This is a genomic window from Microcoleus sp. PH2017_34_RAT_O_A (genome assembly GCF_020737885.1).
Taxonomy (GTDB): domain Bacteria; phylum Cyanobacteriota; class Cyanobacteriia; order Cyanobacteriales; family Microcoleaceae; genus Microcoleus.
Window position 1 is genome coordinate 1 of record NZ_JAEQDD010000094.1, and the last position, 22,530, is coordinate 22,530.

Below are 22,530 nucleotides of genomic sequence, written 5' to 3' on the forward strand. Positions count from 1 at the left end.
AAGGATGGTTACTCCTATGGATAGTTTAAGGTGGCTGAAGCCACAGCCGCGTTCCTCCCCATGCCTGAAGTCAGGGGCTTCCCGCTCGTCTTTCGGTGATTAGAAATCGAGGTATCCTTGCGGTTGGACAGCCCGTGAGTCAAATTGCTTCGGGAGGCGTACTGTCGGGGGTCCATAGGAATATCGGGCTAGATAAGTGCCTTTGAGAGAAGAATCCCCCCGATTCATCGGTGGGGAGTGTCAAAAGAATTAATAATTATCGATCGCGCCGACCGCATCCCTGCCGCAGTTATTCCTGCTTTAAAAAATAGGCCCAAAGGTCAATCCAGTCTTGGGCGCCGACAATGCTAATATCGTCAAGATGCCGTCTGCTCAAAAAGCCCGAGACTTTCGCCCGATCGCTAATTAGCCTATTTATCGAGCAATTCCAGGCAAACCAACTGGCAAACACAATTTTTAAGGCGGCAACAAAATATAATAAAATTTGTAGTCACAGCCACAGCAAATCCCCCAACCAGTAAATTGCCCCCAATCTAAAAGCAAAAAGATAAATGAACGTCAGAGTCCGTCTAGCCCCCAGTCCCACCGGAAACCTCCACATCGGTACCGCCAGAACCGCCGTATTTAACTGGCTGTTTGCCCGCAACCAAGGCGGAACATTCATCCTGCGGGTAGAAGACACAGACGTAGAACGTTCTAAAAGCGAATACACCGACAACATCCTCGAAGGACTCACCTGGCTGGGTATGAACTGGGACGAAGGCCCGAGTTTTCAGTCCCAGCGTCTGGAAATCTACCGCCAAACAGTCCAAACCCTTCTCGACAAAGGACTCGCTTACCGCTGCTACACCACGTCAGCAGAACTTGACGAGATGCGGGAAGCACAAAAAGCCAACAAACAGGCCCCCCGCTACGACAACCGCCACCGCCACCTGACGGAGGAACAGCGCGCAGCTTTTGAAGCAGAAGGGCGGCAAGCTGTGATTCGGTTTATCATTGAGGACGATCGCACGATCGCGTGGAACGACATGGTGCGCGACACCGTAACCTGGAAAGGTAGCGACCTCGGCGGCGATATGGTAATCGCCCGCGCATCCAGCGGCGGCCTCATCGGCCAGCCCCTCTACAACCTCGCCGTAGTCGCCGACGACATCGACATGGCCATCACCCACGTCATCCGCGGCGAAGATCACATCGGCAATACTCCGAAACAAATATTGCTTTACGAAGCTTTGGGCGCGACAATCCCAGAATTTGCCCACACACCGCTGATTTTAAACGCGCAAGGGCAAAAACTTTCTAAACGCGACGGCGTTACCTCGATTTCTGACTTCAAAGATATGGGTTATATCCCCGAAGCTTTAGTCAATTACATGACTTTGCTGGGTTGGACTGCGCCGGATTCTACGCAAGAAATATTTACATTGTCCGAAGCTGCGGCAGTCTTTACATTCGATCGAGTCAACAAAGCCGGTGCAAAATTTGATTGGGATAAACTCAATTGGCTTAACGGTCAATACCTGCACAAGATGCCTGTGCCGCAATTGACAGATTTGCTGATACCTTATTGGCAGAAAGCCGGTTATGAGTTTGATTCTAAGGCCGATCGCCCTTGGCTCGAACAAATAGCTGCTTTAATCGGCCCGAGTCTCGTTCGCTTAACCGATGCTGTCGGTATGTGCAAGTTGTTCTTCTTGCCAACTTTGGAATACGAAGAAGAAGCACTCGCACAGTTGCAGCAATCAGGCGCTGCACAGGCTTTACAAGCAGTTCAAGAAGCTCTGGAAAGTCATCCCACCCTAATAGCAGCAGAAGCTCAGAAAATCACTAAAAAGCTCAGTAAAGAGAAAAATCTTAACAAAGGGCTGATTATGCGATCGCTCAGAGCCGCTCTGACAGGTGCAATGCACGGCCCCGACCTGATAGAATCTTGGGTAATCCTTCACCAGCGGGGGACGGCTAAAACCCGCTTGCTTGATGCCATTAGCAACTTGAATTTGCCGGCAGTTGGTGTTGCGGCCGAAACTCCTAGCCTAGAACAACCCAAAGCCGAAACTCCCGCCGAAATTTCCGAGCGGGAACAGCCAGCAGTCGAGGTTTCAACAGTCGAAACACAGGCGGTTGAACTATCAGCAGCAGAGGTTACAGCAGTCGAAACACCGACTCTTGAAACAGTCGAAACGCCTTTGGTAGAACCAGCAGCAGAGGTTACAGCAGTCGAAACACCGACTCTGGAACCAGCAGCGGAAGTTACAGCAGTCGAAACGCCGACTCTTGAACCAGCAGCGGAAGTTACAGCAGTCGAAACGCCGACTCTTGAACCAGCAGCGGAAGTTACAGCAGTCGAAACACCGGCTGTTTCAACAGTCGGAACGGAGGTTTCAGCAGTCGATATTTCGGCAGTTGAAACAGCCGCAGCAGCAGTTGAAATACCTGCCGCCAATCAGCAAAAAACTATTGCGAGTGGAGAAATGACTTCATCAAACGAACCAGAAACAACCGTTATCATCACCGAAATTCCTGCTGAAAATGAAGCAGACAGTTCGAGCGGTAGCACAAAAGTCATCATTACCGAAGAACCAAATCAGACACAGCAGATCAAAGAACAAATTATTTCAATTTTGTCGGAGTTTCCTGCTTACATCGGCAGCTTTTACGAGCAGTACAAAAGTCCCTTGACAGTTGTCGGTGTCATATTAGCCTCGATTGTTTCTTTGAAAGTGCTTTTGGGCATTGTAGACGAACTCAACGACATCCCCCTGCTAGCACCCACATTCGAGCTAATTGGTATCGGATACAGCGCCTGGTTTATCTACCGCTATTTGCTCCGCTCTTCCAACCGCCAACAATTAGGTCAAGAAATTCAAGCTTTGAAAGAACAAGTTTTTGGCAAAAAGTCCTAAATTTTTGTTGGTAATTTGTTGATTTTGTACCCGATACTGACAAGTTTAAATATGTTGTCAGTGTCGGGTTTTTTAATGAAGGAAGTTCGGCAACGGATTGTGTAACGGATGGAAGGTAGAAGGTAGAAGGTAGAAGGTAGAAGGTAGAAGATAGCCGTAGGGTGCGTCGAAGAAAGAAAAATCCCTCAATACAAACCCAAAATCTGACAGCGACGCACCAGCCATAGCGAGCAGACTCGTAAACAAAACAACTGTTTGTCTTGTTTGCTTAACTATCGTTTCATACCAAATTCTGGTTATTCATCCCCGTTATGAATTGTCTGGTGCGTCGCTGTTTGGGGAATGAAAACTGAATAACTTAAGCAACTTTGCTTCCCGATTTTTGTTCCAGTAAGGACGAAGGGGGGATAGTCGCCTAGGTTATTAAATTTTCATTCCTTAGATGTTCGGGCAATATTCTCTTTCCGATTAGATGTGATGTTGCTTTTCCTACTAAAAATTTATCGAATATGTATAATGGTGCACTTAAAAATCCTAATTTATTCAAAATCATTGCTTTCATGACTTGTCCTGGGTTCAGAAGTTCTTGGGTTCTTATTCCTACTATGAAAGTTGAATTCTTCTACTAATTCCATCTCGTCCATAGCACAATACCGTTTACTTAAGACCGCCCTGGGGGTAAAACCCTATGAAAAATAGATACGGAGATTGCTTCGTTCCTCTCGAAGTAGCATCTTAAGTAAACCGTATTGGTCTATAGCAATCCTAAATCATTTGTAAATTTCTTACTCCCTCCCCGAACTCGCTCTGAGGGTTGGGGTGGGGTAAAAAAATTACGACTCCTGCAAAGATTGCTATAGTAGAAGATTTAATTCGAGCAGAAGAAGCACATCTACAGCAACTCGAACAGCAAAATCAGCAACTAGAACAGCAAGTTAATGCAGAAAGGCAGCACGTAGAAAGATTGAAACAGTGGCTTCGAGAATTGGAGGTAGACCTGGATACAGCACTTTAAATTGCAATGCAAAGTCTGATGTAACGTCTGGATTAATTGGTCAGCTCTTTTCTGAAGATAGCAATCACAATCATATTGGTTCGTAGTGAGGACTTTAGTCCTCATAATTAAAGGACTAAATTCCTCACTACGAACCGTTTTTATTAGGAATGATTGATTGGACGCGATCTGATATAGAGTCTGATTTTTTAAAGAAGTCGAGCCTGTGGGTATTCTATGAATGCCTGGTTATCATACAATGATTGTAGATTAAGTGATTTTCTACGGGTCAAAGTCGTGGCTTTCAAAATTGGTTTGCTAGGTTTGGGTACGGTTGGCGCGGGAACAGCAGAGATTTTGCTCTCCCCAGATGGGCGCCATCCGCTGTTGCAGGAATTGGAAATCTATCGGGTGGGAGTGCGCGATATTTCTCGAACTCGGTCTTTACAATTGCCAGAAAATGTGCTGACAACTGACCTAGAGGCGATCGCGACTGACCCGGAAATTGATATTGTAGTAGAACTGATTGGCGGATTGGAACCGGCGCGATCGCTCATTCTGAAAGCGATCGACAACGGGAAGCACGTAGTCACCGCCAACAAAGCAGTTATCGCCCGCTACGGTAATGAAATCTTCGACGCTGCTAACGCAAAAGGCGTTTATGTAATGCTAGAAGCTGCGGTGGGCGGCGGCATTCCGGTCATTCAAACCCTCAAACAATCTTTAGGTGCAAACCGCATCAAAAGTGTCACCGGCATCGTTAACGGCACAACTAATTACATCCTGACGCGGATGCAGACAGAAGGTGCAGACTTTGGCGAAGTCCTCGCGGACGCTCAGCAATTAGGTTATGCTGAAGCTGACCCTACAGCAGATGTGGATGGATGGGATGCTGCTGATAAAATTGCTATTTTAGCTTCGTTAGCTTTTGGCGGACGCATCAATTTAGCAGATATTCACTGCGAAGGTATCAGGCAAGTTAGCGCGGCTGATATTGACTACGCCGACAAGCTGGGATTTACGATCAAATTGCTGGCTATTGCTCAAGAAACTAGCAAAATTTCCGAACATAATGGGGATGCAGAAGGGGAACTCCTCTCGATTCGGGTGCATCCTACTTTTGTGCCGAAAGCTCATCCGCTGGCGAGTGTTAACGGTGTTTATAATGCCATTTTAGTCGAAGGAGATGCGATCGGGCAATTGATGCTCTACGGGCGCGGTGCGGGGGCTGGGCCCACAGCCAGCGCGGTAGTATCCGACATTTTGAATGTGGCTGCTATCCTGAAAACCGAAACTGTGCCGATTCCCCATCCTTTGCTGAGTTGCACTCACCAACACTACTGCAAAATAGCAGAAATGCAGGAACTTGTGACTCGGTTTTACGCGCGTTTTCTGACGCGGGATACGCCCGGGGTAATTGGCAAACTTGGCACTTGTTTCGGCAACCACCAAGTTAGTTTGGAGTCCATTGTGCAGACGGGAATTCACGGCGATTTAGCAGAAATTGTTGTCGTGACTCACGATGTTCGGGAAGGTAATTTCCAACAAGCACTCGATGAAATTCGCGCGATGGAAGCAGTCGATAGTATTGCGAGCACGTTGCGAGTTTTGTAAGAATTGCACAAGGTTATACCAATTTTTTATGAGGTTGCATAGAATCCGATCCCCCCTAGCCCCCCTTAATAAGGGGGGGACAAGATTCCGATCAAAGTCCCCCTTCTTAAGGGGGATTTAGGGGGATCGAGATATGTGCAACTTCACATTAAATTGGTATTAGTAGTGAGGACTTTAGTCATTCTTTTCCTGAGGACTAAAGTCCTCACTACGAACCTTTTTTAGATTGTTTTTAATTTAGTATGGATCAATAAAATTGGATTTTGTCGATCGCCCTACAGGAAGGCACTTGCTAGATTCCCTCTACGAAAAGTTTGCCAAACCCCAACTCCACGATACTGAGGATCCCAGCAATCCGTCAATTTATGTTCGGCACGCAGAGGGGCAAGTTGTTGATGGAAATTATACCATAGAAAAAGTGTTTGAAGACTCGCGCACTGGTTTTTATGCTGAAAGTCGCCTTCCGGTTTCTGGGAATAATCCGCCCGTGCTCGTGATTCGCGGATACGGTTCGTGGTATCCTTTCGATCGCGTTTTGGAAGATACACCCGATGTATTTATGGCCAAAGTACAACGCCAGTTAAAAGCGGCGGAAACTGTAGGCGCTATAGATTGGCTTAAACAGCAATTTCGCAGCGGAAATCCGGCGGATGTCATCGGAGAAAGTTTGGGCGGCAAAGTTGCTCAGCAAATTGTAGCAAAATACCCGGATTATATTCGATCGACTGTAACGTTTAATTCTTTGGGCGTTGCGGAAAAGTTAGCTGAAACTTGCACCGCTAACAATGTTTTTCACTACTTTACTTTAGGCGAAAGGTATGCTTTCTGGGCAAATGGAGGCGATTACATACCGGGAACGATTTTTGTGATTTCCCAAAAAGGGAAAAACTGGTGGTATAAAATCGAAGAGGCGATCGTCCGAATGGCCCGTTTTGAAGGCAAGTTTCGCAAAAGGCGAGTCCTGGTGGTAATGTTGGCTCAGTGGCTGTTGTTAAATCGGCATAATGCGATCGTCCTCAACAAGAAAAAGCCGGTAGTCGTTGAGATCGATCGCGCGCAACTGCAAATTTTCCGAAAAAGCCGCTTCACCTAAACCCCTACCAAAGCCTTCGATGCGCCCGGTGACTGATTTTCCCGCGCTGCGACGGCGAGTACCAGACAAAGCGCTGCGATCGCTTTTTCCCACTCTTCCTTGACGGCGGTGGGTTGAACCCCATCAAAGGCGCTAACTAACCGAGGAATCGATCGATCTAATGCAAGTCTTGGAATCGATTTGTGCATCTCAACTAAATCAGTTAAACTCTCTTGATTCTTCAGAAAACCGACTACCCATTTTGTAGCATGATCTGGACTATCTGGGACATTTTTAATTCCCAATTCTGTTTGCAACCAATCATAAAAAGCTGGGAGTTTTTGGGATAATATAGCCCCAGCAGCAGGCAAACTTTCTTTAAGCAAAGCAGTATCCAGACTTCCCAAGATTTGATTGAATTCCGGTGAATCCAGCAAGCTGGTTAATGGAAGTGCAAGCAGGGCTTCGGAAGCATCAGAGGATAAATTTAAAGTGCGCGAAAATGTTGATAGCATTGGAAAGTCTCTCAGAAAGATGATGCTTTCACTATGCCAGTAACGCAGAGCAATGAATATGAGCTACCTCATATTAACCCATTTTGATTAGGAATAATTAAATTGAACCCATTTTTTACGCTAGCAACTCATCGACGGCAATACTAAAACCAGGCAAAACTATTTGAGTGCTGACGACTTCACCTATGGTAAATAAAAGTCTCTGCTGTTGAGTGACAACAACAATCCACTGACTCTCAGGAAGTACCAGCCATATTTCTTGACAGCCCGATTGCAGGTATTCATTGGTTTTGGCAAATACTTCTTCCGCTTTATCAGTAGGAGAAATAATTTCAGCAATCAACGGAAAACTTTGAGGAAGTATGGTAAAATCATTAAATTGGGCGACTAATTCTGGTGTCAAGTAGGAAACATCAGGACAGCGACCTCTCCCTACTGTACGGCAACCTGTTTCTGTGTAAACTTCTCCACCTTGTCCGCTGGAAATTGCGTAATTTCCCCAGTAGCGGGATAGCCGAGATTGAATCCGACCAGTTTTTGCTGTCATGCCGTTTTTTTCTACTAATTCTCCATCGATCCATTCTGTGCTGTCAGGCGGGTTTTCCATCCATTCTTCTAGGGAAATTCTGGGAGATTCAATAACTTGAATTTCCCTGGATTCGATGAGTGAACTTACCATCATGTGAGTCAATCCTTCTATATGTGTACTATCTCACAATTTGAGCGGAATATTAAGTTTTCTAGAGTGAAGACCGGGGCGGGTTTATAATAAAATAGGTTTGTAGTGAGGACTTTAGTCCGCAACAAATAAGGACTAAAGTCCTCACTACGAACCTATATAGGAAGCTATATTTGAATGTTTTAAACAAATTCTCCTTTCGCCACCATCACCACTTTACCTCCCACCAAAACTTCTATTTCTTCCTGATTTTTTTGAGCTTTCAACAACAGCAACGAAGGTCTACCAATTTCATAACCCTGTTCGACTCTCACATCAATCTTTGATTCCCCGCAATAAGTATATTCTACCAAATATCCAGCCAAACAGCCATTGGCACTCCCCGTCGCCGGATCTTCGGGAATTCCTAAGGAATGGGCGAAAACTCGGACGTTTAAATCATTAATGTCGCTGTAAGTTTCTGGGCAGAATATCAAAATTTCTTTGGCTTCTGTGGTATTAATTAATTCAAAATATTTATCTAAGTTGACTTGAGCTTTTTTGACGGCTGCGAGGGTTTTTAACGGGACAATTATAAACGGTACTCCGGTAGAAACTTCTTGAATTGGGAAGTTTGTCTCAATCTCATCGGGTTGTAAATTTAGGACGCTGGCGAGAGTTTCGGTTGGCAAAACTTGACCGAATGTTGGTGGGTTTTGTCGCATCCACAAAATATCTGCGGATTCGTTGCGATAATTAAAGGTGACAGGAATTTGACCCACGGCTAAATTGAGAATTACTCGATCGACCTTTTGGCCAATTATCTGTTGTTGTAGCACAAACGCCGTCCCCAGCGTCGGATGACCGGCAAACGGTAATTCCTTCTTGGGCGTGAAGATACGCACGTCATAGCCGCCGTTTTCCGGCTGGTTTGATCGAATAAACGTGGTTTCCGAATAATTGATTTCCTTCGCTATCAGCAGCATTTCGGCCTCTGAGAGTTCCGCAACTCCCGCGCCACAAAAGACAGCTAGCTGATTGCCAGCATATTTTGACTCGGCAAACACGTCAACGATATAAAAATTCATATTTCCCTCCTTTAAGATTAGAAGACCGGGCGATTGAAATCGCGTCTATACAGACAAAACCCGCCTCCGCTTTCCCTCTTTTAAGATTAGAAGACCGGGCGATTGAAATCGCGTCTATACAGACAAAACCCGCCTCCGCGGGTTGAATACCAGACGGTTAAAATTACGTTATCTTCTCTTTGTCCGCGGAGGCGGACATTGTTTGTGTAGACGCGATTTCAATCGCCGACTCTTATCGACATCGACAAGATTTTTGACCCAGACTCGCTACTTCAAACAGCGAATAGCCTGCAACATACCCCGGGCTTTATTGAGAGTTTCTTCATACTCCATATCCGGGTTAGAATCGGCCACCAAACCAGCACCGGCTTGCACAGAAACCGAATGTTTGTCACCGCCCTGCGATTGAACAACCATAGTGCGAATTGTAATCGCACTATTCAACTGTCCCTCAAAATCATAAAACCCGTAAACCCCAGAATACGGGCCGCGACGGCAACCTTCCAACTCGTGCACAATTTCCATCGCCCGAATCTTCGGAGCACCGCTAACCGTACCAGCAGGAAAACCAGCTTTCAACAAATCCCAAGCTGTCTTATCTTCAGCCAATTCTCCGATTACATTGCTCACAATGTGCATCACATGAGAATAACGCTCAATTTTCATTAATTCGTCAACTTTTACAGTACCGCTGCGGCAAACTCTGCCTAAATCGTTTCTGCCCAAATCAACTAACATCACGTGTTCCGCAATTTCCTTCGGATCTTGCAGTAATTCAGCAGCCAAAGCATCGTCTTGTTGAGGAGTTTGACCCCGGCGGCGCGTACCGGCAATCGGCCGCAAAGTTGCAATCCTTTTGCCGTCAACAGTATTTTCTGCCTTCACCATCACTTCTGGACTGGAACCGATAATCTGCCAATCTCCAAAATTAAAATAAGCCATGTACGGAGAAGGATTGATCAGGCGCAAAGAGCGGTAAAGTGCAAAAGGATCGCCCGTGTATTCTGCTTCCAGCCGCTGCGAAATCACTACCTGAAAAATATCTCCCGCTTTGATATAATCCTTGGCTTTCAATACATTTTCACAATACTTGTCGCGGGTGGTATTGCTGCTGTAAGCTAATTCTGTATTTTCAGTTGTGGAACTTGCATCTTGCCCGTAACTCGGCGGAGTCCATTCTAGGAGAGTAGATTGTTGTGAAAGTGGCGATTTCAGTTTATCAACTAACTGAGAAACCCGATCGCACGCTGCCCCATAGGCCTCCGCCAAATCAACGCCTGTCTCGCGCAAATCCGCATAGGCGACGGCCCAAATTTTCCGTTTCACCTGGTCGAAAATCAGCAAATTATCAACCTGCATCCACAACCCATCCGGCAAATCATTCTCGCCCGCCGGATGCACTGGAACTCGCGGTTCAATCCACTTAATTAACTCGTAACCCCAAAAACCGAACAACCCGCCAATTCCCGGCGGTAACTGCGGCAATTTCACTGGTTTGTAAGGCTGCAAACACTCGGTTAAAGCCTCAAACGGATCGCCCGTAAATACTTTTTCGGAACCGTCGCGGTAAACTTGAGTTGTGCGATCGCCCCTAGCCTCCAAAATCCACAGCGGATCGCACCCTAACAAACTATAACGCCCGAGTTTTTCCCCACCTTCCACCGACTCCAGCAGAAAACTGTAAGGTTGACCGGCGCAAACCCGATACCACGCAGACACAGGCGTATCCAAATCAGCCACCCATTCTTGATATACGGGTACAAAATTGCCTTGTTTCGCCAGTTCCGAAAATTGTGAGAAATCGGGAAATATCATATATAGCAGTTGACAGTTGACAGTTGACAGTTGACAGTTGACAGTTGACAGGAATCAAATTGGAGAGCGATCGCTTGGGGATCTCAGGGGTCTCTTCATGAGGTGCTTTATGTCAATACCTTGAATGGCGGTTGCTATACTAACTTTAATTACAATCAATAAACAAAAGACGGAAACCAACAGCCCTCCGGCGATTGGTACTCGCCAACAGCCATCACCGCCATCGGCTTGACGGCGCGCAGCCCTTGTTGCAAACACCAGCGAAACAGACTTCCATACCTCAGCGGCAAGTGAAAAGCTAGCACATCTTCGGAACTGTACGCAGCAGCCCCCAAGAGCAAAACCTGCATATCTGCCTCGGTTTCGGCGACGCTGTGACCCAAAGCAGATATCGCACAAGTATAAGCCACAATCCGACCTTGCTGGTACGCAACTAACGGACAATAATTATTTAGGGCGTATTCAATCTCGGAAGTTCGATCGCACCCACAGACTTTTTCGCACAAAGCCGCGCATTCGCCCACATTCTCGCCAGCCATCGGCCGCACCTCAAACCCATACTGCGGCACGCTGCGAAACTTCCCCTCCATTAACACGAAAGGTTCCTTCACCTCAAAACCCAGAGAAGCGTACAGCGACAGCGAGGCCATGTTGAAAGATTCTTGCACCAAACGGATGCCTACAGCATCCTGTCCCCGTTCCAGCAAGGCTTTCATGATTTGTCGCCCTGCGCCGCGGCCTTGAAAAGCCCGATCGACACTGACGGGCCCGATACCGCGAATCGGGTTGCGTTCATCCATAAAACCGCACCCGACAACCGCACCGTCATTCTCGGCTACAACGCCAAAATACGAGGGATTTTCGAGCCAAAACCGACTAATTTCGGCCGCCAACTCTACCGTCAGAAAATCTGTGTGAGGGAAGCAGTGGCGATCGGAAATATCTTTAAAAGCTTCATAATTAATGCGAGCGCAAACATCGATATCAGAAATCTGCGATCGCCTGATTGCGACATTCATTTTTAATTTAAGGATTAACTATTAATTAGATTTGATATTTGCAGTAGAAGCTGGGCGCTGCCCATTCCTGTCAACTTAACCCTAAAACCCTTGATAAATCTCGCTTTTCTCCGAGGCCAGATCCCCCTCAATCCCCCGGATAGTCGGGGGAGGAAAGAGAATGCTCTTGTCCCCCCTTTTAAGAAGGAGACGAAAGAGAATGCTCATGTCCCCACCGACTATCAGGGGGGCTAGGGGGATCAGTCTTAACTGAGTCCCAAATAAGCAATATTACTTATGTTTTGCTCAGCAATAGATCGATCGCTTAAGGATCGTAGGTCTTCTTACCTGTGAACTTCACCTTGATCGGATTGGGATTGCTGCCAATATTGCGAGGGACACTACCATTAGCAACACGACCTTCGTTCACCTTCTCAGGGAACACGCCATCCTTGGGATGCAGGTACTCAGTAGAACCGTCAGGAAAAACGCGGTAGATTTTGTAGTTCGAGATTTTGAATTTCGCCCGCAGTTGCTGGCCGCCCAAAGCGATACACTGCTCCTTCCGGGGCAGATACAGCAAGTTGTCGCCTTGACGCATAATCGCAGCGCCACCTGTAGGCATTTCAAACACTTGTTCCTTGGGGCTAGTCCAAGTGATAGCATACTTCTCTTCAACTAGCGCCTTGGTCAGCAAGCCGCCGGTGCTGCCGCCGAAGATGGGGGGTTGTCCAGTCAGTTCTTCTGCCATAGATATATCCAAAGGATTTTTACGGCATCCTATCATCGCCACTGTACCCTGTTATCGAAATTGTAAGGAAAGTTAACAGTTTTTGGGCGATCGATCTTTTCTGATAATTAGGAATTAGTAATTAATAATTGATAATTTGTAATTTTTACCAAAGTTATAAAACAGAACTCTCTCTGCACAAATCCCGAAAAAATATCTCAAAAAAATGTAATGCTTCGGGTACTGATCGCGCACTCGAAGCATCGCACATTGCCCAATTCCTCACACGCGATCGCACAAATCTGCCCATATATTACCGAGCAGCACCTAACCCTAAGTCAAGAACCAATTAGGGTCATAGCCGCGCGGAATTTGACTCAAAGCAGTCCAAGTTTCTTGGTTGACAATCCCGTCGGCCTCGATCCCAAAGCTTTTTTGAAATGCGCTAACAGCCCGATCAGTCAAAGTGGCAAATTGACCGTCAATAGAGCCCCGATAGTGCTGGGAAATGGTCAGAACTTCTTGAACAGTAGTGACTGCTTCCCCAGAACTGCCGAATTTAAGTACCGGCATATTCACAGGAGCTTCAGTATAAAGGGCCTGCCAAGTCAGCGGCCCGACAATGCCGTCCGGCGACAAGAAAACCCGATACTGAAACAGTTTCACAGCAAATTCAACTGATGAGTTAAAAATTCCTTTTACAGGCTGCCGGTAAACCCGCAACTTGGTTAACATTTGTTCGAGTTCCAATACCGCTTGACCTTGAGAACCTAATTGCAGTTGTGGCTTAGTAATAGCTTGTTGGGTAGATTTCATCTTGGTTGTAAATGACATATTGATTTTCCTCTAGGTTTGAGTATTCCGATCGCAAAAAAGTTTTTCCGGGCGAAATATGGGCATCCTCAACTTTTCACGAATCAACACTGACGCCCGCCCGTGTCTCAACAGATTCGATCGACTGCAAGCCCTCTCCAGACTTGTGGCCCTTCCGACTTAACGCTCCCAATATCCCGGTAGTGCTCTGCCGCCCAACCCTTTATTTTGCCTAAAAGCCGGGTTTAAGACGCAAGCACGTCCTGAATCTGCTTTGATACTTTCGATCCTAAGGCCCAACACCGCCGGGTCGCATCACCTGTAAAAGCTATCTCGCGGGGTGAGAGGAGGTATAGCACAATACGGTTTACTTAAGATGGTCCTTCGATAGGAACGAAGCAATCTCCGTATCTATTTTTCATAGGTTTTACCCCCAGGGCGGTCTTAAGTAAACGGTATTGGGGTATAGCAGCGGAGGCGAGTTCTGCTTTGAAAACTTCTTAACTTTATTCCAGCCAGCGAACCAATATTTTCTTTAAAAACCGAGTTTTTACGCAAGTTTTTTTGATCTACATTACTAACTGCCTACAAAAATAGTTTATAGCTAAGTAATATCCACAGCTTGTACGCTCAAATGATATTAAAGTCCTCGGTAATGTCCACAATGTGTACCTACAATCATATTGATTGTGCAAGTGTAAAAACCAAGTGTTTCTGTGATTCTTTGTTATATCCAGAAATCTCCCAATCCTGCAATTGCTTTCCCCAACGCCCCGCGAGCAGCTATTTATCTACGCCCTAACTTTTATTATTAAAATTTAATAAAGTCATTTACAATGATGGTGGGATGCTGTATGATTTCATTTAAAGGCTGTAACACTTCCACCATAAAAAAATTAAGAGTTGCAATTTCTAGGTCGCTAGACCTCTTAAAACAAACACCTGCTAAATACGTAAGTAATTTTAAGATTGTGCGATCGTTCGATACATCGCTGCAACCTGCGGCTTTGTAAAGTAGCGATCGCCCGCCATTCATTGGGGTTCCATATGTGCCATTCTCTAATTAATTCGGCATTGATTTATAATCAACTGGGAAAATCTACTATGCTGCCAGCTTCAGGGATTTCTGGTTACAACTTACAAGAGCTGATTCACCAAGGAACTAACACAGTTATTTATCGAGCCATATCGACAGCAGAAAAACAATTAGTCATTCTCAAAGTCTTAAACACCGACTGCCCGACCCTAGAACAGAGCGCCAGTTTAAAACACGAATATCAAATCACAAAACATATCGACTCAGAGTATGTCATCAAAGTCTATCGACTCGAAATCCATCCTTTTTGCTTAGTGTTAGTATTAGAAGATATCGGAGGGGTATCCCTGAAATATTGGATCGAAAACTTAGAACATCAACCAGAATTAGCCGAGCCCGAAACCGACAATCTAGAGGCGAATGCCACGCATTACCAATTATCGATTGCCGATTTTTTAAACATAGCCGTATCCTTGGCAAAAGCTTTAGTATTGCTGCATCAAAATCAAATCATACATAAAGACATTAAACCGGATAATATTATCATAAATCCCCAAACAAAGCAAGTAAAACTTGCTGATTTTAGCATCGCTTCGCGGTTGAGAAAAGAACAAACACACTCAAAAAATTCCGATCGCCTAGAAGGAACCCTGGCATATATGTCCCCCGAACAAACCCGGCGCATGAACCGTTCCATCGACTACCGCAGCGATTTCTACTCTCTCGGCGTCACCTTTTACGAATTACTGACAGGACAATTACCATTTACCAGCAGTGACCCGTTAGAAATGGTACACTGTCACATAGCCAAACCACCAGTTCCCCTGCAACAACTCAACCCACAAATTCCCATAGTTTTGACCCAAATTGTGGCAAAACTCATGGCAAAAAATGCCGAACTTAGATATCAAACTGCCACAGGATTATTAGCAGATTTAGAACGCTGCCAAAATCAAATAAAGAATTCAGGGACAATTTCTAACTTTATTCCCGGACAACTAGATGCCCTGAGTCAGTTGTCAATTCCTCAGAAACTCTACGGACGAAACACAGAAATAGCACAATTATTAGAAGTGTTCGATCGTGTCTGCAAAGGCAGCGGTGAAATTGTCCTAGTCAGTGGCTATTCCGGCATCGGCAAATCTGCATTAGTTCATGAGATTGTCCGTGATATAACGCGGCAACGTGGCTATTTTATATCTGGTAAATGCGACCAGTTTAAGCGGAATGTTCCCTACGCTTGTTTCACTCAAGCTATGGGTAACTTCGTGCAGCAAATTTTGATGGAAAGCCCAACTCAGCTAGTAGCATGGCGACAAAGACTACTCAACGCTTTGCAGAAAAATGCTCGAATTGCGATCGATGCTATCCCGGAGTTACAATTGATTTTGGGCGAACAACCTCCCGTACCCGAACTCGGTGCTATTGAATCTCAAAACCGCTTCAACGGAGTGATGAAGAAGTTTGTCCAAGCAATTGCAACAGCCGAACATCCTTTGGTAATGTTTCTCGATGACTGTCAGTGGATGGATGCTGGAAGCGTTAATTTGTATCAACACAACTGCACCGAAGAAAATCCTTACTTCCTGCTTATTCTTGCTTATCGAAATAGCGAAGTAAGTCCGAGCCATCCCTTTATGTTGGCAAATGAGGCAATGAGGGCCGCAGGAATTGCGATCGCCAATATTCACCTGGAACCCTTGGCAATTTATGAAGTAAATCGATTAGTTTCTGACACTTTAAACTGTTCTCCTAGAAAAGTCGCATCCTTGGCACAATTGCTGCTCGAAAAAACTCAGGGAAATCCTTTCTTTTTAAAGCAGTTATTGAAGTCACTGTCTCAAGAAAATTTTCTGATATTTAATATAGAACTTGCAGAATGGGAATGGGACACCCAAGAAATCAAACAGCAAAATATTTCCGAAAATGTAGTTGATTTAATGGCTCATAAAATTCAATATTTATCTGAACAAAGTCAGACAATTTTACAATTAGCTGCTTGTATAAACAACGAATTTAATCTGGATATATTATCAGTAGTGAGCGAACAATCTTTGACTAAAACAGCACAATATTTGTGGGAAGCGCTAGAATTAGGGTTGATTTTGCCTGTAGATGACGCCTATCTAGTACCACAAGTATTTGAGCAATGGGAATTAGAAAAGTTGGCTCCAATAATTGGCAAAGTGCGCTACAATTTTTTGCACGATCGGGTTCAACAAGCCGCTTATGTGATGATTCCTGAGTCCCAAAAACAATCAGTTCACTGGAAGCTGGGACGTTTGTTGTTGGAGGGGAGCAATGAAGCTGAACGTCAAGAACAGATTTTTGATATTGTTAATCATTTGAACTTTGCTCGCGAATTCATTGCTAATCCTGAAGAACTTTATGAATTAGCACAATTAAATTTACAAGCAGGTAAAACTGCTAAAGCTGCTTCGGCTTTTGAAGATGCGCTTACTTTTTTCCAAGCTGGGTGCGACTGTTTGCCTGTCTCAAGTTGGCAAGATAATTATAGCTTGAGTTTTGCGCTAAATTTAGAGCTGGGTGAAGCAGAATATTTAAATAGTAACAATGATGCAGCTTTAGCAATTTTTGACCGGATTCTGACCAAAACTCATACTTTGTTAGAACAGTGTGCGATCGCAGAATTGCAAATAACTTGTCTGCGGATGAAGAATGACTTATCTGCCGCTTATCAGTTAGGGATTGAAACGTTAAATTCTTTGGGGGTTGAGATTGAACCTTACCCGGATGATGAATTTCTAGCCCGAGAATTAGCAGAGACGAAGAGGATGATCGGGCGATCGATCGATATATTAGCAGATTTACCCGAACTTACCGATCCGCTACAACTGGCCGCTCATCGAATTTTGAAAGAACTTTTCCCGATCGCCTATTTTACCAGTCCCAACGCTCAATATCTCTGCGCGATGAAGTTTGTACAAACGAGCATTCTGTACGGAAATTCACCATTTTCCGCCTTTGGTTACACTTTGTACGCCTTTACTTTGGTCAACAAATATCGCGAAATCAAGGCGGGCTGCGCCGCCGGAGAACTCTCGCTCAATCTCTACGAAGGCTGTGACAATAAAGAGTTAGGTACTTGTATTTTTCATATGTGGGGGGCTTTAACTTTACATTATATGAAATATATCGATGAATGCAAGCCTTTTATGCTCAAAGCTTTCAATAGCGGTTTAGAAACAGGTGCTTATCAATGGTCGGGATATGCTTCGATTAATTATCTATGGGTCTGCTTTTTTGGCAACGAGTCTTTGAGCAAAGCTACAGAAATTGCCGATCAATTTATTCCAGCGCTTTCAAAGGTCGATCGCAATATGCTAGCTTATCACTTGCTGACCAAAAATGCGATCGCCCAACTGACTAGCTCACCAGAAACCTACCCAGAGCCGGAAACCTTCATCGACGAACACCAGCTTTTAGAATTTGCCAAATCCTCAGCCGATCTTACCACTGCTTTTGTCATCTATCTTTACAAGCTCACCCATGCTAATTGGTTTGGCGAAGTCGATCGCGCCTTAGAATATGCTCTCTTCGGCGCGGAATTTTTGAAAGGCGGTGCCGGTCATTTTGTCAACCCGGTTTTTCGGTTCCATCACGCGATCGCCCTAGCTGCTGGTTGCACAAACGCCAATGATACCGAGTACAAACTATACCGAAAACAGCTCACTATTAGTCTGGAGAATTTTCGAGATTTGGCAGAACACTGTCCTGCAAATTATCTGCACAAATATTCATTAATTCAGGCAGAAATCGCGAGGTTGTCAGGAGACAGCCATACAGCAGCACAACATTATGATTGGGCGATCGCCTCCGCCCTCAAAAATGGCTTCGTCCAAAATGCTGCCCTAGCCAATGAATTAGCTGCCAGATTTTACATAACACAAAATCGTGCCAATCTCGCCAAAATTTATCTCAATGATGCCCGTTTTTGCTATGTCGAGTGGGGTGCAACCGCCAAAGTTCATCAACTAGAACAATCTCATCCAGATTGGTTTAACAAAATCAGCGACGATCGGATCGCTATAAATACAACTGCGACTACCGCCACTGATGCCAATATTTTTGATTTGAAAACAGTAATCAAAGCTTCTCAGGCTATTTCTAGCGAAATCGTCTTAGAAAAATTGTTAAAAAAACTGCTGCATATTATTTTAGAAAATGCAGGCGCTCAAACCGGGTGTATTCTTTTGGAACGAGACGGATACTTGTTCGTTGAAGTGTCGGATAGCGACCCGCATAATTATGCAATATTTGAAGAATTCCACCCAGTCAAAAATAACTACAAAGTCCCTCTTTCTATCGTCAATTATGTAGCAAGAACTCAGGAACCTCTGGTACTAATCGATGCAACTAAAGAAACACTTTACCAATTCGATACATACATTCAGCATCAGCAACCGAAGTCAGTTTTGTGCGCGCCAATTGTCTATCAAGGAAAGTCAATCGGTATAGTTTATCTAGAAAATAACTTGGTCGCTGGAGCCTTCACTGACGAAGGTTTGACACTTTTGGAAATGTTGACCGCACAAGCAGCAATTGCTATTGTAAATGCGCGTTCCTACGCTAGCGAACAAGATAAATCCCGCCAGTTAACTGAATCCCTACAAAACTTGCAACAATCTCAAGCCGAACTCGCTCAAAAAGAAGAGGAGTACCGCAGTATTTTTGAAAGTGTAGCAGACGGACTTATCTTAATAGATTTGGAGACTAGAAAATTTGCGGCAGCAAACCCGGTAATGTGCGAAATGTACGGTTATTCTATGGAGGAATTCTTGAGATTAAGTCCTTTAGATCTCCTGCACCCAAAGTGCCTACATTTATTCGATGAGTTTATGACAACCGTTAGCTTGCACCAAGAATTTTATTGTGAAGCTGTCGTGCTGCGAAAAGACGGTACAGAATTCGATATTGAGGTAAGAGCAAAGTTTTTTGAATACAGAGGGAAACCCCACGCTTTGTCAATCATTCGCGATATCAGCCAGCGCAAAGTAGCGGAACAAGCTTTACAAACATCAGAAGCTCAACTGAGAGAGAAAGCTGAAAATTTAGAAGCCATATTGATCGAACTGCAACAAACTCAAGCACAATTAGTTCAAACTGAAAAAATCTCTCAACTCGGACAACTGGTAGCTGGAGTAGCCCACGAAGTGAACAATCCTATTGGCTTTATTTCTGGGAACTTGCACCACGTTCAAGAATATATTGGTGATTTAATTAACTTGGTGAATATTTATCAAGAAAACTTTCCAGAACCGGGAGCAGAAATTGAACAGGAAATTGCATCGATCGATCTACAATATCTATTAGCCGACTTGCCCAAAACTACGGCGTCCATGAAGATGGGAATCGATCGCATCCGCGACATTATGCAATCTCTGCGGAACTATTCTCGTAGCGACAGTCAGGAAAAAAGAGCAGTTGACATCCACGAAGGCATTGAAACTACTTTAATGATTTTATCTCACCGCCTCAAGGCTAAGCACAACAGACCGGCAATTAAAATCATTAAACATTACGGTGAGTTGCCAACATTAAAATGCCATCCCGGGCAAATAAATCAAGTATTTATGAATTTGATTGCTAATGCGATCGATGCTGTGGAAGAATTTAACGCGGGCAAAACCTACGCAGAAATTGAACAAAATCCCAATATAATTATGATTTCTACCGTGGGTGTTTGCCAGCAAAAACTGGAAATCATCGATACAATTGTGATTCAGATTGCTGACAATGGAATGGGAATGCCGGAATCTGTCAGAGAAAAAATGTTTGCGCCATTTTTTACAACTAAAGCAGAAGGTAAAGGTACGGGATTGGGACTGTCTATTTGCCATCAGATAGTCACTGAAATACATGGGGGAACTTTGGAATGTTTGTCTTCGGTAGGAGGCGGAACAGAGTTTGTGATTGGTCTTCCGATTTAGGGGAGTTATTGGGCATGGGGCATGGGGCATGGGGCATGGGGCATGGGGCATTGGTTATTGGTTATTGGTTATTGGTTATTGGTTATTGGTTATTGGTTATTGGTTATTGGTTATTGGTTATTGGTTATTGGTTATTGGTTATTGGTTAGTCATTCGTCATTCGTCATTCGTCATTCGTCATGGGATCAGACGGCGGTTGAAACCGCGTCTACACAAACGAAACCTGCCTCCGCAGGTTGAACATCGGACGGCGGTTGAAACCGCCCGGTCTTCTAAACAATTGGAATGGTAAAGTGAAATTCACTTCCTCGGTCTTTTCCTGGGGAATCTACCCAAATTTTACCGCCCCAGCCGGCAACAATTTGTTTGCAAATTGCTAATCCCAAACCGGTGCCGCCGGCGCTGCGCCGCAATGCTCCTTCTTCTTGATAAAATCGATCGAACACTACTTTCAAACTATTCGCCTCTATTCCCCGCCCTGTATCGGCTACGAGCACTTCCACCATGCGAGAACCGTTGCATTTTGCGCGCACTGTGACGCTTCCCTGGGGTGTGGTGAATTTGCAGGCGTTGTCTAGGAGTTTGGATAGCACCTCCACTAACCATTCGCCGTCTGCTTGCACTAAGGGCAATTCTGCGGAGACTTCGGCGATAATTTCGGGTAACTGTCGATCGACTCCGCCGCGCGATCGCACGCTGCTGAGGGCCAAGTCAACGCATTCTTGCAGCGTCAGCGATTCTACATTCCATTTAACTCGCCCGCTTTCTAAGTGAGAAAGTGTTAAGAAATCCTGGACGAGTTTCCGCATTCGATCGGCATCTCCGAGGGCTGTTTCTAACATGATTTGCCGCAATTCTTGGGGCATATCTGGCTCGGAGTTCAAACTTTCTAGACACACTTGAATGGTAGAAAGTGGGGTGCGGAGTTCGTGGCCTGTGATGGCAATTAGATTGCTGCGAGTGCGGTCTAATGCTTCTAATTGTTGGTTGAGTTCTTCTAAGTGAGCGTAGGTTTCGGCTTGAATTAAGGCTGCTCCGAGTTGGGTGGCGATCGCCTCTACGAGAGCAATTTCGTCTTCTTCCCAAGGCGAAGTCGATCGGCATTGGTGCATTTCCACCATGCCCAAAACCCGCCCTTGATAAAGCACCGGCACTATTAACCAAGAGACAATCTGCCAATTTTTGACAATTTCGCCCAGGGATTTTGTATTGACAATCTGCGGGTGTTGTGCTGTCTCTTGGATGTAAACTCGCTCTTGTCGCGCTACCGCGTCCCGAAATATGGGATTTTCCTGCAACGGCCAAGTCTCGTTTAGCACAGAAGTAGCGCCGGCACGCAAAAATTCGCGATCGATTTTGACCGCCGCATCTGCTGCTTTGCACCGATAAATCAAACAGCGGCTTGCTGACAGGGCTGTTCCCAGTTCAGAGACTGCGACTTCGACGATTTCTTGCGGGTTGAGAGACTGCCGCATTGCCGTTGTAATTAAGTTGATCAGGCGTTCTTTGCGTTCTTGGGCGGCGATCGCGCTGTATGCTTTCAGAAGTTTGTGCTGACCTGATTGCAAGTAGGTGACTAAGCGTTCGGCAAAAGCGTCGCTCAATTTGGGATTGGGAATTCTTGAGTTTTTTGACGCACTTTTCGCTGGTTTTGCCGCTTTGTCTGCGGCGGATTTCCGCGTTTTTTTGGGTTTTTTGCCCAGATTGTAAGTTGTGCGCGCTCGATCGATCTTTTCGGCCAATTCCGGGCGATATTTGACAATTTTATCGAGCAACAATTCGGCAGCTTTGCAGCTTACCTCTCTGTCGAATGTCCAAATTCCTTCAAATCGGCGAGCTTGATCCATCAACAGCGGGCTGCGCTCGTCTTGGTTGTCGATCGGCACAATTTTTTCTTGACAAATCAGACAAGTTGAGTAATGTTGCCCAACCACCACTAAGTGCCACTCTTTACTTAAGGCATCTTCCGCTGCAAACGCCACATTTTCGTGACATTCCGAGGAATTTTTAAACTCAGTTTCCGGTGCAGCCAGCACGTATACCTGAGAGGATCGATCGGCAATGCGCCGGTAGCGGTGAGCTTCTTGGCGGTAGAAGCGCTCTCGCTGAAAGCTGGCAATCACTAGGGGTTCGTCGTCGGAACCCGCCAAAACCAAGTCTTCCATCGCGTGAGACAGCGCTGTCATGGAAGATTTGAAATAAATTTGTGCCCGGAGTTGGGGCAAAGCTTGCAGAAGTTCTGCCAGTAGCGAAATTGGGACGATCATCTAGCCTTAAACGTGCATTTTTGCCGATGACAAAACAGGAGCGATCGACAGTCAGTTGAGATCGATCCCTTTTAAG

Annotated in this window: 15 protein-coding genes and 1 pseudogene; 7 read left to right on the plus strand and 9 right to left on the minus strand. The window is 45.3% G+C overall.

Annotation, left to right across the window (positions count from 1 at the left end):
• Positions 1 to 551 precede the first annotated feature (551 nt).
• A pseudogene (gene gltX, locus JGK11_RS25730) lies at positions 552 to 1,985 on the plus strand (glutamate--tRNA ligase); the annotation flags it as partial.
• Positions 1,986 to 2,471: 486 nt separating this feature from the next.
• Positions 2,472 to 2,903 carry a CAAD domain-containing protein gene (locus JGK11_RS25735; protein WP_293182875.1) on the plus strand — a complete coding sequence of 144 codons (432 nt, stop codon included), beginning with the start codon at positions 2,472 to 2,474 and terminating at the stop codon, positions 2,901 to 2,903.
• A gap of 415 nt (positions 2,904 to 3,318) precedes the next feature.
• On the opposite strand, the gene JGK11_RS25740 is transcribed toward JGK11_RS25735, so the two are convergent.
• Positions 3,319 to 3,465, minus strand: a complete 147-nt coding sequence (locus tag JGK11_RS25740) for a DUF4277 domain-containing protein (protein ID WP_325314938.1) — start codon at positions 3,463 to 3,465, stop codon at positions 3,319 to 3,321.
• A 252-nt stretch (positions 3,466 to 3,717) separates the two neighbouring features.
• On the opposite strand from JGK11_RS25740, the gene JGK11_RS25745 reads away from it, so the two are divergent.
• The 3 genes from JGK11_RS25745 to JGK11_RS25755 all read left to right on the plus strand — a co-directional run bounded on the left by JGK11_RS25745 (position 3,718) and on the right by JGK11_RS25755 (position 6,604).
• A complete protein-coding gene (locus JGK11_RS25745) occupies positions 3,718 to 3,918 on the plus strand; it encodes a hypothetical protein (protein ID WP_293191316.1) in 201 nt (66 codons plus the stop codon).
• 276 nt (positions 3,919 to 4,194) lie between these two features.
• Positions 4,195 to 5,511: a homoserine dehydrogenase gene (locus JGK11_RS25750; RefSeq protein WP_293182865.1), complete on the plus strand. Its 1,317-nt coding sequence runs from the start codon at positions 4,195 to 4,197 to the stop codon at positions 5,509 to 5,511.
• A 256-nt stretch (positions 5,512 to 5,767) separates the two neighbouring features.
• Complete coding sequence (locus JGK11_RS25755; RefSeq protein ID WP_293182863.1) at positions 5,768 to 6,604, plus strand: hypothetical protein; 837 nt, start codon at positions 5,768 to 5,770, stop codon at positions 6,602 to 6,604.
• On the opposite strand, the gene JGK11_RS25760 is transcribed toward JGK11_RS25755, so the two are convergent.
• The 7 genes from JGK11_RS25760 to JGK11_RS25790 form a co-directional block, all read right to left on the minus strand.
• Positions 6,601 to 7,098 (minus strand): hypothetical protein, encoded by a 498-nt coding sequence (locus JGK11_RS25760; protein WP_293197311.1) that lies wholly within the window; start codon positions 7,096 to 7,098, stop codon positions 6,601 to 6,603. The genes JGK11_RS25755 and JGK11_RS25760 overlap by 4 nt on opposite strands.
• Before the next feature lie 115 nt (positions 7,099 to 7,213).
• Complete coding sequence (locus JGK11_RS25765) at positions 7,214 to 7,780, minus strand: Uma2 family endonuclease (RefSeq protein ID WP_293197313.1); 567 nt, start codon at positions 7,778 to 7,780, stop codon at positions 7,214 to 7,216.
• Between the two features lie 179 nt (positions 7,781 to 7,959).
• Entirely contained in the window at positions 7,960 to 8,844 is an 885-nt protein-coding gene (locus JGK11_RS25770) for a PhzF family phenazine biosynthesis protein (protein ID WP_293213370.1), read from the minus strand.
• A gap of 267 nt (positions 8,845 to 9,111) precedes the next feature.
• Complete coding sequence (trpE, locus tag JGK11_RS25775; RefSeq protein ID WP_293206539.1) at positions 9,112 to 10,659, minus strand: anthranilate synthase component I; 1,548 nt, start codon at positions 10,657 to 10,659, stop codon at positions 9,112 to 9,114.
• Positions 10,660 to 10,814: 155 nt separating this feature from the next.
• The gene (locus tag JGK11_RS25780; protein ID WP_293182853.1) at positions 10,815 to 11,678 is read right to left on the minus strand and encodes a GNAT family N-acetyltransferase; all 864 of its coding nucleotides are present in this window, start codon (positions 11,676 to 11,678) and stop codon (positions 10,815 to 10,817) included.
• A 304-nt stretch (positions 11,679 to 11,982) separates the two neighbouring features.
• The gene (locus JGK11_RS25785; RefSeq protein ID WP_293182871.1) at positions 11,983 to 12,408 is read right to left on the minus strand and encodes a photosystem I reaction center subunit II PsaD; all 426 of its coding nucleotides are present in this window, start codon (positions 12,406 to 12,408) and stop codon (positions 11,983 to 11,985) included.
• A gap of 312 nt (positions 12,409 to 12,720) precedes the next feature.
• Positions 12,721 to 13,221, minus strand: coding sequence for a peptidoglycan-binding protein (locus JGK11_RS25790; protein WP_293182851.1), 501 nt, complete (start codon positions 13,219 to 13,221; stop codon positions 12,721 to 12,723).
• A 1,083-nt stretch (positions 13,222 to 14,304) separates the two neighbouring features.
• Here JGK11_RS25790 and JGK11_RS25795 point away from each other — a divergent pair.
• Positions 14,305 to 20,187 carry an AAA family ATPase gene (locus tag JGK11_RS25795; protein WP_293213372.1) on the plus strand — a complete coding sequence of 1,961 codons (5,883 nt, stop codon included), beginning with the start codon at positions 14,305 to 14,307 and terminating at the stop codon, positions 20,185 to 20,187.
• 28 nt (positions 20,188 to 20,215) lie between these two features.
• Positions 20,216 to 20,479 carry a hypothetical protein gene (locus JGK11_RS25800; protein ID WP_293213374.1) on the plus strand — a complete coding sequence of 88 codons (264 nt, stop codon included), beginning with the start codon at positions 20,216 to 20,218 and terminating at the stop codon, positions 20,477 to 20,479.
• Here JGK11_RS25800 and JGK11_RS25805 read toward each other — a convergent pair.
• Positions 20,460 to 22,454: a DICT sensory domain-containing protein gene (locus JGK11_RS25805; protein WP_293213377.1), complete on the minus strand. Its 1,995-nt coding sequence runs from the start codon at positions 22,452 to 22,454 to the stop codon at positions 20,460 to 20,462. The two genes, JGK11_RS25800 and JGK11_RS25805, sit on opposite strands and share 20 nt — an antisense overlap.
• Positions 22,455 to 22,530: the final 76 nt, after the last annotated feature.